This window comes from Blastopirellula sp. J2-11, from assembly GCF_024584705.1.
GTDB lineage: Bacteria > Planctomycetota > Planctomycetia > Pirellulales > Pirellulaceae > Blastopirellula.
The window spans coordinates 5,664,579-5,677,337 of the sequence record NZ_CP097384.1 but is presented as its reverse complement, the minus strand read 5'-3'; the positions used below and the strand labels follow the sequence as shown (position 1 = coordinate 5,677,337).

Genomic DNA, 12,759 nt, shown 5'->3' with positions numbered 1-12,759 from the left:
AAGAACGAGCGCCGACTTGCTTCCTAGTCGCCGATACCGGCAAGACGTTGGGATTGAAACAGCTCTAGCCAGGCCAGCGTCAGCGCCTGGCCGATTGTCTGATCCCCTTTTCGATATTCCGCCGGCGTCATCCCCCAGTAAAAGCCGATCCAGCCGCAGGCCTGCGGCTGGGATTGGTCGATAAATTCGCCCAGTTCAGCGGCCGAACATCCCAGGGGGAACATCTCTTCGATGATCACCGGCTTGCCGGCGGCGGCGAAACCGGCCAACGTCTCGAGCGCTTCGGCTTGCTTGCCTGACTTGGGGTAAAGATGGACCGCGATGAAGTCGAGTTCATCGGCGATCTTTTCTGGTGCAAAGCCGGATGACAGACCAGGTCGATCGAGACTCCAGGGAACCAGGCCGACGGTGATCAGATGTTGCTGATCGTGCTGACGAATTGCTTGGACCAGTTGGCTGATCCAGGCTTTGGCGATTTCCGCTCGATCGCGATCCGCCCGATCGCGGGAAATGTACTGGACAAAAAATTTATCTCCCAAGCCTGGCCCGAGCCAATTCTCTTGCGGCTTGGCGCCGCCGGGCACAACCGGTTCGTTCATCAAGTCATAGCAAAAGATCGCCGGACTGCCGGCGCAGGTTTCGGCGATTGCCGACCAAAATGCGGCTTGGGTTTTCCAGCGTTCTTGCTCGTCCAACGCGTGATACCACTTAGGGATATCTTGTTTGTGATAACAGCCGAGCCCGGTCAGATCGAGATAGAGTTCTTGTTGCTGGGCCAATTTGACTAAGCGTTTCAATTGCGCCAGCGCCGCTGGTCGCGGCTTGTCTGGGGCTGACATGAACGCGCCCACTTGCAGATGAATTCGGACAACGTTGGCGCCCAGCGATTTCATCTCGGCAAAGTCTTCTTCAACGGTTGACCACTCGTCATTCCAGTAATCTTCGAGCAAGCGACCATTGCGATCGTGATCGTAGTTGAATCCCCACGGCGTGAACGACTTGCCGGAAGTCGCTCTGGCGAAACCGCGGCCATCGCGAGAGACCTGGATCGGCTCCAGCTCGGCGGCGTAAGAGACGGAAGTGAACAGCAACAGGCAGCCTATTCCGACCATTTTCATGGGAGATCTCGTTGCTGCGGAGCGGGAAAAGGTAGTGCAACGCCTATTATCGTACGTGAAGTAGAGGAGAGCAAAGAAAAGATGGACCGACCTATCAGTATTGCGATAAACATGAGTTGATTACGCCTCGACAGCGGGGTAGCCTTGAATAAGTTCTTCGCCCCTGAGCAATGCCCCGTCGAAAGAGAAACCGATGTCGAGTCAATCGCCGATCAAGCTGAAAATCGAATCCTCGATCGAAATCGCCCAACCGCACGATCTGTTGACGATTCATTACCCTGCCACGCAAAGCTTTGTCGGCAAGTTTGATGGGAATGCGTCCTCCCACGGCAATTTTGAACTGGGAGGAACGAAGCCCAAAATCGTCTATCGGGGGCGCAAGTACAAGCTGGTCAAGATTCATATTCATGAGTTGTCAGAGCATGTCGTGGAGGGAGATTCACCGAGTCAATTTGAAGTTCACTTTGTGCATATCCCGGTGCATGGAGATGGCTCCGATCCCAAGGTAGTGCTCGGCGTGCTCTATAAAGAATGCGAACAGGCTGATCGCTTGTGCGGCGACGAGGCGATCATCGCGCCGCTAGGGCACGAAGATGGCTGCAGCACAGACAAGGATGCGAGCGGACCGACGCATAGCGTGACGCCGGCTCGGTTTTTTCCGCGATTGTCCGATTCGAGCGAGCCCGACTTCGACAGTTGGTACTACTACGAAGGTTCGTTGACCAGCTATCCCTATTCAGAAGATGTCAGTTGGTTTGTGATGAAGAACGAAGCGGTGGTGCACCCCGACGAAACCCGAGCGTTCAAGCGTTGCTCGCAACAACATGCTCGCGGACTGCAACCGCTAGAGCGGCGTTTGGTGCTCCGTAGTTTTGGGGAATAACGGATCGTTTTTTTCGACGAAACGCTCAGGCGCTTCTACGACGGAAACGCTGCCGCTGAACTGCTAGTAGAGATTGCGTTCAGCAAGCGAAAAACGGCTCAGCGTCCGTGCTCCGGCATTCGATTTGCATTCTAAGGCTTTCGCATTGGTAATCTTGCCTTTGCGGCGAGCTGCGTCGCTATTTGCGATCGCGCTCCCACCAACCTGCGCCCGAAGCGTTCAAGGAGAACCATCATGAAAAACGAAATGCAAATCAATGACGATATCACCATCGGCCCACAACCGAATGAAGAGGAAATTGGCCAGCTGAAATTACAAGGCTTTCGGACGATCGTCAATTTTCGCGAAGATGGGGAAGACGATCAGCCGATTACGCCGTCGCACGAAAAAGATTGGGTTGTGGCGGCCGAGATGGAATATCTTCATCTGCCGGTGTCGATGATGGCGATGTCGCCGCAGGTCGTCGATGAGTTTCGCGACAAATACCAATACCTGCCCAAACCGATCTTCGCCCATTGCAAAAGCGGCAAGCGAGCCGGCGCGATGGTGATGATGCACTTGGCTTGCGAGCAGGGAATGAGCGGCGAAGAAACGTTGCAGCAAGCGAAAGAGCTTGGTTTTGAATGCGACAAGCCGGAACTGATGGAGTTTGTCAAGAGTTACGTCGACAGTCACTCCCACGTCGGCTAGCAGCGGAGCGAATCTAGCGGCGCTGCGATATTTTGCTGCTTCGCAGCGCTGATCTGGGTGTATGATGAAGTCCCCCATTCTTGCCATTTTTCGGGAGACCGTCATGAACGAAACTGCAGCCCCAGTTGATGAGCCCGTCGCATCGACTCCCGGCCGGCGCTGGTTGAAAACGATCGTCATCTCGTTGCTGTTGATGGTTGTCGTAGTGGGCGTGTTATGGATCGTCGGCGGGCAAACGGTTCATTACCGGGCGCATGTTCGCATTCTCGCGTCGCCTGAGAAAATCTTTCCCTACCTGACCGAGCCTGATCTGTTGATGCAGTGGATGGAGGGCGTCGTCGAAATCAAACCGCTGACCGACGAGGGGCATCAGGCCGGCGCCAAAGCGGTTGCGGTAATGGAGCGAAACGGCGATCGCTTCGAAATGGAAAGCGAAGTGCTGAAGACCGTGCCGAATAAAGAGCTGAAAGTGCGGCTGCAGAACAAGATGTTTGATCTGGTCAACGATTATCAGTTGAAGTCCAACGGTGGCGAAACAGACGTCTCGATCGATATGGAAGCGAAGTTTCTTGGCTGGGCGCGGATCACGGCGCCGTTGATCGGCGGCGCGATCGAGTCGAAGTTGGAGGCCGATTTCAACCAGCTGCGCGAGAAGGTGGAATCGAAGCGGTAGGGGAACTCTGGCTGCTGCGCCTTGTCGGATGTCGGCGGCTCTATTACTCTTGCATCCAACGCGGACTGCTTGCTGGTCGCGTATTCCTGCAGGAGATTCCGCTTCATGCCGTTTCGTTGGGACTATAAACAACACGCAGCGCTCGCGTGGTTTGTGCTGAAATGGTTGGTGATCTGCCTACCGCTGGGGATTGTCGTCGGTTCATCGGTCGCGATGTTTTTGTGGGCGTTGCACGCAGTGACGCTGCTGCAATGGGACCACCCCTGGCTGCTGTACCTGTTGCCGCTGGCCGGGATCGCGTCGGGACTGATGTACCACTATTTGGGGCGCGAAGCGGAAGCCGGCAACAATCTGATCATGGAGCAAATCCATGAGCCCGGCGGCGGCGTGCCGCTGCGGATGGCGCCGTTGGTGTTGATTGGGACTTTGATCACGCACTTGTTTGGCGGTTCGGCCGGTCGCGAAGGGACCGCGGTGCAGATGGGCGGCAGTCTCGCTGGCGGTCTTGGTCGTCTGTTGAAACTAACCCCAGACGAAACGCGGATCTTGCTGTCAGCCGGCGTCGCGTCGGGCTTTGGCGCGGTGTTCGGCACGCCGCTCACCGGAGCGATCTTCGCGGTCGAAGTGATCGCGATCGGCAAGATGAGCTACAAAGCGTTGATCCCCTGCTTGTTGGCCAGCGTGATCGGCGATCAGGTCAACACGGCCTGGGGAATCGGCCACACGCATTATCATATTGGGTTTGCGACCGAGATCAGCAGCAGTCTGGGCGCCGTTTCGCTCAACTGGGCGCTGACCGGCAAGGTTGCGATCGCGGCGATTTTCTTCGGTTTGGCGAGCGTGCTCTTCGCCGAACTGACGCATGCGATCAGTGGGACCGCCAAAAGGTTCATCGCGATTCCTTGGCTACGCCCGGCGGTTGGCGGTTGCGTGGTGATTGCGCTGGTCTGGTTGCTTGGCCAGCGCGACTATCTGGGGCTGGGCGTTACTCCGCATCCGCCCGATTCCGGCATGATCTGCATTGAGTCTTGTTTTCGGCCTGGCGGCGCCGATTGGATGAGTTGGTGGTGGAAATTGCTGTTCACCGCGGTCACGGTCGGCAGCGGTTTTAAAGGGGGCGAAGTGACGCCGTTGTTCTTTATCGGCGCGGCGCTCGGTAACGTAACCGGCGTCATGCTGGGCGCTCCGGTCGACTTGATGGCGGGCCTCGGCTTTGTCGCAGTCTTCGCCGGCGCAACCAACACGCCGCTGGCTTGCACGATCATGGCGATCGAGCTATTTGGCCCCGGCAACGGCGAACTGCTGAGCTCTGGATTTGTGGTCTATGCGGCGGTGGCTTGCTTCTTGTCCTATTTTCTCAGCGGCAGCTCGAGCATCTATCACGCGCAGAAGCGGGACGAGGGAAAAGCGGAAACGGGAAAGCGGAAAGCGAATGGAGAAGGCGTGGAGCCTTCTTCGTAGCCCGAAGCGCCCGTTTTGAAGTTGCGTAATTTCCCGGTTGGCCGCGATAGCTCCGCTATCGGGGCCGACGAAGTCGGTAAGAGGCAGCGAACCGTGGTCGGACCTGATAGCGGTGGTTGCCGCGCCGTTTGAAATGGCGAAATGGCCTCGAACTGCTTACCAGGAACCAAGGCCTCTTACGGCTGCGCCTCCCCGATAGCGGAGCTATCGCGGCCAACCGGGCGTGGTTTGGAAAATAGCGCAACCTCAAAAAGCGCCAGCGAGCGTTTGTCGGAATCTCTCGCTTGGCTTCTACACGCATTGAAAATTCGCGTTTCGAAACGTAGCCGCGGTCCGATGATTTTCGATAGGGTGCGTCGAGACACCCCTCGAATCGCCGAATCCGCAAACAATTCTCTCGCGTGGTAACGCAACCGATCGGCGCGATTGCTTTGCCACGTGAGGCAGATCACCAAGTGAGTCAGCAGGGCTTGGTGCGTCTTGACGCCCCCTACCAATTTCACCCCAACTCGGCTCGCCCGATCAGCGTATACTTCGGCCCGCGGCGCTCCAGCTGGCTTGCGTAGATATTGGCCTCCATCGCGGGCGAGACGCCGGCTTCAAACTCGGCGTGTTCTTCCAGCAGTTTCGTCAGCTGCTCGACTTGCGGAGTGAGGCGTTTGATGCGGCCCAGGGAGAGATGGGGATGATACTTGCGGGCCGTTTCGGGATAGCCGATCGTGGCCAACTCTTCGGCGATCGCGTGTTGCATTTGGCAAAACGCATCATGCCCTTGCGTCATGCCTAGCCAGATGGTGCGGGGGCGCGTGATGTCGGGGAAAGCGCCGACGCCGCCGATCATAAAGTCGAACGACGAGACGGACTGTGCGCCGCGCATCGCCGCGCGGCTGACGTCGATCGTTTCTTCCGGCGTGATGTCACCGAGGAAGCTGAGCGTGATATGCATATTATCAGGCTCGACCCATTTGACGTCGGCGTTGCTGGCGGCCAACTTATCAATCAGATTTTGGGCGCGGCGTTTCACTTCGTCGGTGACGGCCATCGCGATAAAGCAGCGCGTTACGTTCATAGCGGTTCTCTCGGCTGCTCCTCAAGTGAGCTTCGTTAGAAGCTCAGCATCTGGCGATATTCTTTGAACCGGGCGTCGACTTCAGCGCGTTCGATCTTCTTCATCTTTTCGAGGCTAAAGTCTTCGACGTTGAAGCTGGCGACGACCGTGCCGTAAGCCATCGCTTCTTTCAGCGTGGCCGGCGAGAAGTCATTCTTCTCAGCCAGGTAGCCCATCATGCCGCCTGCGAAGCTGTCGCCGGCGCCGGTCGGATCGACCACTTCTTCGGTCGGATAGGCGGGCATGACGTAGGTTTCATGCTCAGAGAAGAACATCGCGCCATGTTCGCCCTTCTTCAGGACAACAAACTTCGGTCCCATCTCCAGCACTTTGCGACCCGCTTTGACCAGGTTCTCTTCTTCGGTCAGCTTCTTCGCTTCGCTGTCGTTCAGCACCAGGCCGTCGACCTTCTTCAGCATCGCTTCGAGATCATCGCGAGCAATCTCGATCCACAGATCCATCGTGTCGGCGACAACCAGCTTGGGGCCGGTCATTTGCTCCAGCACTTTCATCTGGGTCATCGGAGCGCCGTTGGCCAGAAACAGAAACGGCGTGCGGGTGAAATCTGCAGGCAAGGTCGGGCTGAAGTCTTCCAGCACGTTCAGATGAACTTCCAGCGTGTCGCGGTCGTTCATGTTCGATTGATACTTGCCGGTCCAGCGAAAGGTCTCACCCCCTTTGACGATTTCGAGTCCGGCCGTGTCGACATTTCGGCCCTGCAGCATCGCGGTATGTTCGCTCGGCCAATCTTCGCCGACGACGCCGACTAGTTTGACGCCGGTGAAATAGCTGGCCGCATAAGAGAAGTAAACGGCCGAACCGCCGAGCACGTCTTCGCGGGCTTCGGTAGGAGTATGAACGCTATCCAGAGCGATAGAACCGACGACGAGCAAAGGCATAACAGCTGCTTCCGGTGAAAGACTGACGACGAAGATCGCGCCCGTTTTGATCACAGACGCCCCGCAAAAGGGCTGATTATAAGGAAAGTGGGGCGGTTTCGTCGACAGGGCGACGTTTTAGCGGCCTGGGGTCAATTCCCAGCGCAGCGTAGTGATTCGCCCTTGTTCGGCTTGCAGCTGTTCGTCGCTGGCGTACTTTTGGGCGGGAATCTCGCGGGCCATGATGGAGAGATCAATTTCGTTCACTTTCCAGGGCCAGGGAGATATTTGGAACCGCCCTTCCCCCTGCGGCGTGATCTGGAGCGGCGTTTTGTCAGGCGTCGCCATCTGGTAGGGCTCGGTCCGCTCGGCCATGCAGAACCAGAGACTGATCCAGTCGAAGAAGCGGAGTTCATCGAGGCCGCGTTGGGCGCGCATTTTCGTCCGATCACGATCACTGACCATCCACTGGGCGAGCCAAAACTCGCACTTCTGCTCATAATGCCGCAGGAAGATAATACCGCCAGGGGTGCTGGCCGATTCGCTTTCGGCTCGGAGAATCGAAAAGTGCCGAGCAACCATGTATTGCGCTAGCGGCCCCCAGGGCGCGACTGCTTCGATCGAATGCCGCCAGATCGATTCGGCCTCGGCGTGCGGCATGTCGAGAAACGACATCGGCCGACCGGTTTGGCGATCGACGCGCGGCAGCGGATCCCATTGATCCCAACCGTCATCGTGATGATAGATCGCCGGCAGCGTGTTATGGCGACAAGGCAACTCGATAAAAGGGCCAGCGCCCCAGGCCTCGGCCAGTCTGCCTGAGACATGCGCATGCGCCGTCTGAAAGATGAGTTGATAGACCGGGTTACCGGCTTTGTCAAAAGCGTCGCGTACAATCATAGGGCGTCTCCATGATCCATTTTACGCGATAATTGACCCGTTGTGGCGGTGAAAATTGGCGTGAAACGAGCCGCGCGACGTTCGATCGAAAAGAAAAGGACGAGCCGTTGAAGGCTCGTCCCTTGATGATGGAATTTGCAGGCGTTGTCAGGGTCTACTTTTTCTTTTCCACGATGAAATCAACGTTCGAGTCGCTTTTGGGAAGATCCTCTTCGAGCAAATAGTTCGAGAAGATCGTAGCTCCTTGCGGATAGTGCTCGTCCGTAACGTTGCCGTCAAAGCCTTCGATCCGGATGCGATGAGGACCGCCGACGGGGCCCTTCCCTTTCGGGGTTTCGTATTTGCCGTCTTTGATTTCGGCCATGGTCATGGGGCCCGAGTTCCCTTGGGAAGAATCGGGTTCAAAAAAGATCTTCCCCGCCGGTAATGGCGCGCCTTGATAAGTGACCATTCCAGTCAGGGAGTAGCGTTGGGGGCCGGCTGAATCGGTCGATCCGCAGCCAGCCGTCGTTAGTGCGGCGATGATCGCCAGCAATATGGGTATGTATCTCATAGAGAAGAAACTCCTCGCCAATTATAAAAATATTTCAGACAGGACGCAGTCAAACTAGGGAGTACTAAAGCCGCCGGTCGGCAGGCCATCACTGCGTTTGCTGAGCTGGCGATGAATGTCGATGTTAATGTTTTCGCTCACAAAGTGGATCGAACCGTCCCCCATCGCCATGTGACATCCGCCCGGATGGTGGCTGCCGAACGTGCCCGACATTTCGTCCCACATGTGGACTTCGTTCGCGAGCGGATCGTCCCCCGAGTTGATCTGGAAGGTCGCGGCGGCGATGTTCACCAGCAGCGAGTCATCGTTGTTGATGCGCGCCGCCGAACTCCATGCGGCCGTTTCACAGCAGAAGTTGGGCTGGAATAGATATTTGCTTTCACCAACCAGATAGACGTTGGAGGATCCATCCGTAGCGCTTTGAAATCCGGTCTTTGAATTCAAATACAACATGCCGTTGTTGTAGTTCAAACGAGAGCCGTTCATCCGGCAGTTGTAGGCCGAGCCGTTGTTGTTGCTCGGATACGTGTCGCCCCCCATCACGCCCATATAGTTATTGGTCAAGCTGGTGTTGCTGGCCAACGGATCCGACGGGCAATGGAACGCGGTTACCGGAGTGGTTTGCGGAACAAAGTTGGCGTTGTTGGTTCCGCAGTCTGGATTCGTGCCGGTGTAGTCATCGTTAAAGCCCCAATACATCGGCAAGCTGAAATTGAATTGATCATGGAGATTTTGCTGCTCGATGAAGGGGAGCACCAACACGGTCCACGATGCGCGGCCGTCTTGGCATTGATCGCCGTCAGGCGTGCAATCGGTAGTCACGCCGGTACGGCTCATGTTGCCGGACGGGAAAACTAGAAACGTGTCGTGATAGTTGTGAAGCGCTAGCGCGAGTTGCTTCATGTTGTTGCGGCACGTGATGCGACGAGCCGCTTCGCGCGCTTGCTGCACTGCCGGCAAGAGCAGCGCAATGAGAACTCCGATAATTGCGATGACCACCAGAAGCTCCACGAGCGTGAAGCCGCTCCGGCGCTTCGAGCCTAGCCGGTATTGGAACATACTTGTCTCCCAGAAAAGATATTTGAATAAATAAAAAGAACTCTTTCATTGGGTGATCCTAACTAGCTGGAGGTGGGGAGCCATGCATATAATGGATAAATGCGGCAAATACAAAGCAACAAATCATCAGAATGTGCCGATTTCACAACTCAACCGACAATAATTTCTCTATCACCCCGAATGGGCTATTCGGCGCAGGTGGTGACATCGCAACGATTCGTTGTGACCTTGAGATCGGCACGCGAGGGGATTGGAGAAGTCGACCCAAGTCGAGGTGAGCTACGCCGCTTGCTCTGGCGGCAACTGTAATTCGGCGCTGGTCTCTAGGCCTTCAGCGAGCGCGGGCAAAACCCCTTTGCGCCGGAAGATCGGCGTGACATGTTTGCGCAGCCGTGGCAGCATGAATGCGAAACCGATGCCGCCGGCCAAGCAACAGACGCCGCTGATCAGGATCGCGGCCGAAGTGCCGTAACGACTTGCGATGGCGCCGGCGATTAAACTGCCGATCGGCGCCGTGCCCATAATCGCCATCGTATAGAGACTCATCACGCGGCCCCGTTTGTCTTCGTCGACAATCGTTTGCAACAGCGTATTGCCGCCGGCCATCTGCATCATCAGAGCGAATCCGGTGATCATCAACAAGCCAAGCGAGAGCGGCACGTTCGTCGAAAAAGCGAAGCAAATCATCGAAACGCCGTAGACCATGCCGGCGAAAGCCATGCGTTTTCCTAGCCCTAGTACGGTCCGTCGGGAAGCGAGATAGATCGCAGCGCCTAGCGCTCCTACTCCGGTTGCGCCGGTCAGAAGGCCAAACAGATCAGGGCCGCCATGCAAAACGTCGCTTGCGACCGCCGGCAGCAAGACCGACATCGGCATTCCCATCATGCTGACCAGCGCCATCATCAGCAGCAACGCACAGATCGGTGGAAAACCAAACGCGTAACGAAAACCTTCGGCGATTCCGGCGCCCAGTTTCGATCCGGTCTTACGACGCGGTCGGGGCAAATCACGCATCGCCAGATAGGCGCCGATCACCGCGACATAACTAACCGCGTTGAACATAAAGCAGGGGACCGCACCAAACGCAGCGAGCAGCAGACCAGCAGTGAATGGTCCGACCAGACGCGTTCCGGTGACGATCGACGAATTCAAAGCGATCGCATTCGGTAAGTCATTCCGTTGCGGAACCATGTCGACCAAAAAGGCCTGACGCGTCGGCATGTCAAACGCATTGGTTACGCCGAGAATCAAATTCAGCACGATGATCTGCCAGACTTCGATGTGCCCGGTCCACATCAATACTGCCAGTATCGCCGCTTGCGTCATCGCGATCGTTTGCGTCAACAACAATGTCCGGCGCCGACTTATCTGGTCCGACAATGCGCCGGCCACCGGCGCCAGAAAGAAGGTTGGAATCTGACCGGCGAACGCGACAACTCCCAACAGCAGCGGCGAATTGGTCATCTCGTAGACGATCCAGGCCAGCGCCGTTTGTTGCATCCACGTGCCGATCAGCGAGACGCTTTGCCCCAGCAGAAACAAGCGATAGTTGCGATGGGCCAACGCGCGCACAATCCCCGCAGATCCAGAAGCGGCGCTCTGCGAAGGGGGGAAGTTGCGAGTCATGGCGTGCTGCGGCGTCTCAAAGCTCTAAGGGTGCGGTGTATTCCTTAAATAATTCGCACGCAAAGGGTTAGAGACAAGAGCATTCAGATGAACTTTTATTCATCTACTACCCCGTTTGTACCCATTGGAGGAAAGCTCGACCTACGTCTTATCGCGTTGCGGCAACGGCTGTTCGGTCAAACTCTCGAGGGGATCGCCGAGCGGCGGCATCATCCCGTTCTGTTCTAGCTTCGGAGCAGCAAGCCTTCGCAAGTTTGGCAGCATCCACGCAAACGCGGCGCTCCCCGCCAGGCAACAGATACCGCTGACTGTGATCGACGCCATCGGCCCATAGTATTGGGCGATGGTTCCAGCGATCAAGCTGCCGGCCGGCGCGGTGCCGAGAACGGCCATTGTATAGAAGCTCATCACGCGGCCGCGCATTTCTTCGTCGACGATGGATTGCAGCACGATATTTCCGCCGGCCTTGATCAACATGAGCGAGAAACCGGTCACCGCCAAGATCGCCAGCATTCCCCAGGCGCCAGTCGCCCAGGTAAACGCCAACATTCCACCGCCGTAAACGATTCCCGCGAGCACGATCCGTATTCCCAATCCGGCGATCGAACTTCGGTAGGCCAGATAGATGCCGGCTAGGATCGCGCCGACGCCGGTTGCACCGGTCATTGCTCCATACAGATCAGGACCGGCGTGAACGAGATCTTCGACCACCGCCGGCAAGACGACCGAGCCTTGCATTCCCATGACACTGACCAGGCACATAAATAACAGCAGCGCGTAGATGGGGGGAAATCCGCAGACATACCGAAATCCATCGCGAATCCCATCGCGCATTTCGATCGTTGACGCCGGTGTTAGGTTTGGCAGATTGCGCATCATGAATAGGCCCGCGATCACCGGCACATAGGTAAACGCGTTGATCAGAAAGCAGAACGCCTCGCCCATGGTCGCTAATAGCAGACCGCCGACAAACGGCCCGATCAATCGAGATCCGTTTACGACGGACGAGTTAATTGCGATGGCGCTAGGCAACTCTTTTCGATCGTCAATCATGTCGACCAAAAAAGCATGTCGCAACGGGACTTCGAATGCGTTGATGACCCCTAGCACCAGGCTGAACGCGATGATTTCCCACTGATTGATTTGTCGCGTCCACACCAGCGCTGAAAGCATCGCCGCTTGCAGCAGCGCGAGATATTGCAAAGCCAATAAGGCGCTGCGACGATTGAAACGGTCCGACAGAACGCCGGCGACTGGCGCCAGAAAGAATGTCGGTATTTGACCGGCAAACGCGACCAATCCCAGGACAAACGTCGAATGACCTAGCTCGTAGGTAAGCCAGGCCATCGCGGTGTACTGCATCCACGTGCCGGTCTGCGAGATCGCCTGGCCGCTGGCGAACAGGCGAAAATTGCGATTGTGCAGCGCTGATTCCACTTGGGAATGTTCAGGGGGCGGCGATTGCGAATCGTCATCACTTGGCATGCGCACTCGATGCAAACGGCGGTGGGGCGAAGACTAGTAAGAATCGTACCCGCTGTTTCCCGGCGCTGCCTACGACAGAGAGAAAAACTTTCGGCTCTTTCTTTCCCCCAATTATGACTGTCGTCGGAATCGTTCGTCTCGGCGCGTCTTTCCTGCCGTGAGTAATACTGGTAGGAAGCGCAGAGCAGGCAGAATGCGCACACAATCGCCGGATAAGGGAAAAAAAAGGAGGGGTTCCCCGAACGGGGAACGGACTAAAATGGCGTAGATATCACGAGGTATTGCCGTGGTTCTGTTCGGCTGCAAAAAGTAGGCGGCAAGCAAT

12 protein-coding genes are annotated in these 12,759 nt (G+C 56.7%); 4 read left to right on the top strand and 8 right to left on the bottom strand.

Annotated elements, in window-relative coordinates:
- Positions 1 to 23: 23 nt before the first annotated feature.
- A complete protein-coding gene (locus M4951_RS22580) occupies positions 24 to 1,118 on the bottom strand; it encodes a glycoside hydrolase family 5 protein (RefSeq protein WP_262023868.1) in 1,095 nt (364 codons plus the stop codon).
- Positions 1,119 to 1,311: 193 nt separating this feature from the next.
- On the opposite strand from M4951_RS22580, the gene M4951_RS22575 reads away from it, so the two are divergent.
- From M4951_RS22575 to M4951_RS22560, 4 genes are all read left to right on the top strand, one after another.
- Positions 1,312 to 2,001 carry a carbonic anhydrase family protein gene (locus M4951_RS22575; RefSeq protein WP_262023867.1) on the top strand — a complete coding sequence of 230 codons (690 nt, stop codon included), beginning with the start codon at positions 1,312 to 1,314 and terminating at the stop codon, positions 1,999 to 2,001.
- A gap of 234 nt (positions 2,002 to 2,235) precedes the next feature.
- Positions 2,236 to 2,691: a protein tyrosine phosphatase family protein gene (locus M4951_RS22570; protein WP_262023866.1), complete on the top strand. Its 456-nt coding sequence runs from the start codon at positions 2,236 to 2,238 to the stop codon at positions 2,689 to 2,691.
- Positions 2,692 to 2,794: 103 nt separating this feature from the next.
- The gene (locus tag M4951_RS22565; RefSeq protein ID WP_262023865.1) at positions 2,795 to 3,364 is read left to right on the top strand and encodes an SRPBCC family protein; all 570 of its coding nucleotides are present in this window, start codon (positions 2,795 to 2,797) and stop codon (positions 3,362 to 3,364) included.
- A 105-nt stretch (positions 3,365 to 3,469) separates the two neighbouring features.
- Positions 3,470 to 4,825 carry a voltage-gated chloride channel family protein gene (locus M4951_RS22560; protein WP_262023864.1) on the top strand — a complete coding sequence of 452 codons (1,356 nt, stop codon included), beginning with the start codon at positions 3,470 to 3,472 and terminating at the stop codon, positions 4,823 to 4,825.
- 499 nt (positions 4,826 to 5,324) lie between these two features.
- Here M4951_RS22560 and thpR read toward each other — a convergent pair whose 3' ends face one another.
- The 7 genes from thpR to M4951_RS22525 all read right to left on the bottom strand — a co-directional run bounded on the left by thpR (position 5,325) and on the right by M4951_RS22525 (position 12,434).
- Complete coding sequence (gene thpR / locus M4951_RS22555; RefSeq protein ID WP_262023863.1) at positions 5,325 to 5,894, bottom strand: RNA 2',3'-cyclic phosphodiesterase; 570 nt, start codon at positions 5,892 to 5,894, stop codon at positions 5,325 to 5,327.
- Between the two features lie 35 nt (positions 5,895 to 5,929).
- On the bottom strand, positions 5,930 to 6,832 hold the full coding sequence (locus M4951_RS22550) for a PfkB family carbohydrate kinase (protein WP_262023862.1): 903 nt from the start codon (positions 6,830 to 6,832) through the stop codon (positions 5,930 to 5,932).
- A 117-nt stretch (positions 6,833 to 6,949) separates the two neighbouring features.
- Positions 6,950 to 7,711 (bottom strand): DUF3891 family protein, encoded by a 762-nt coding sequence (locus tag M4951_RS22545; RefSeq protein ID WP_262023861.1) that lies wholly within the window; start codon positions 7,709 to 7,711, stop codon positions 6,950 to 6,952.
- 154 nt (positions 7,712 to 7,865) lie between these two features.
- On the bottom strand, positions 7,866 to 8,264 hold the full coding sequence (locus M4951_RS22540; RefSeq protein WP_262023860.1) for a hypothetical protein: 399 nt from the start codon (positions 8,262 to 8,264) through the stop codon (positions 7,866 to 7,868).
- 54 nt (positions 8,265 to 8,318) lie between these two features.
- Positions 8,319 to 9,323, bottom strand: coding sequence for a DUF1559 domain-containing protein (locus M4951_RS22535; RefSeq protein ID WP_262023859.1), 1,005 nt, complete (start codon positions 9,321 to 9,323; stop codon positions 8,319 to 8,321).
- A gap of 279 nt (positions 9,324 to 9,602) precedes the next feature.
- A complete protein-coding gene (locus M4951_RS22530; RefSeq protein ID WP_262023858.1) occupies positions 9,603 to 10,949 on the bottom strand; it encodes an MFS transporter in 1,347 nt (448 codons plus the stop codon).
- A 141-nt stretch (positions 10,950 to 11,090) separates the two neighbouring features.
- Positions 11,091 to 12,434, bottom strand: coding sequence for an MFS transporter (locus M4951_RS22525; RefSeq protein WP_262023857.1), 1,344 nt, complete (start codon positions 12,432 to 12,434; stop codon positions 11,091 to 11,093).
- Positions 12,435 to 12,759 lie beyond the last annotated feature (325 nt).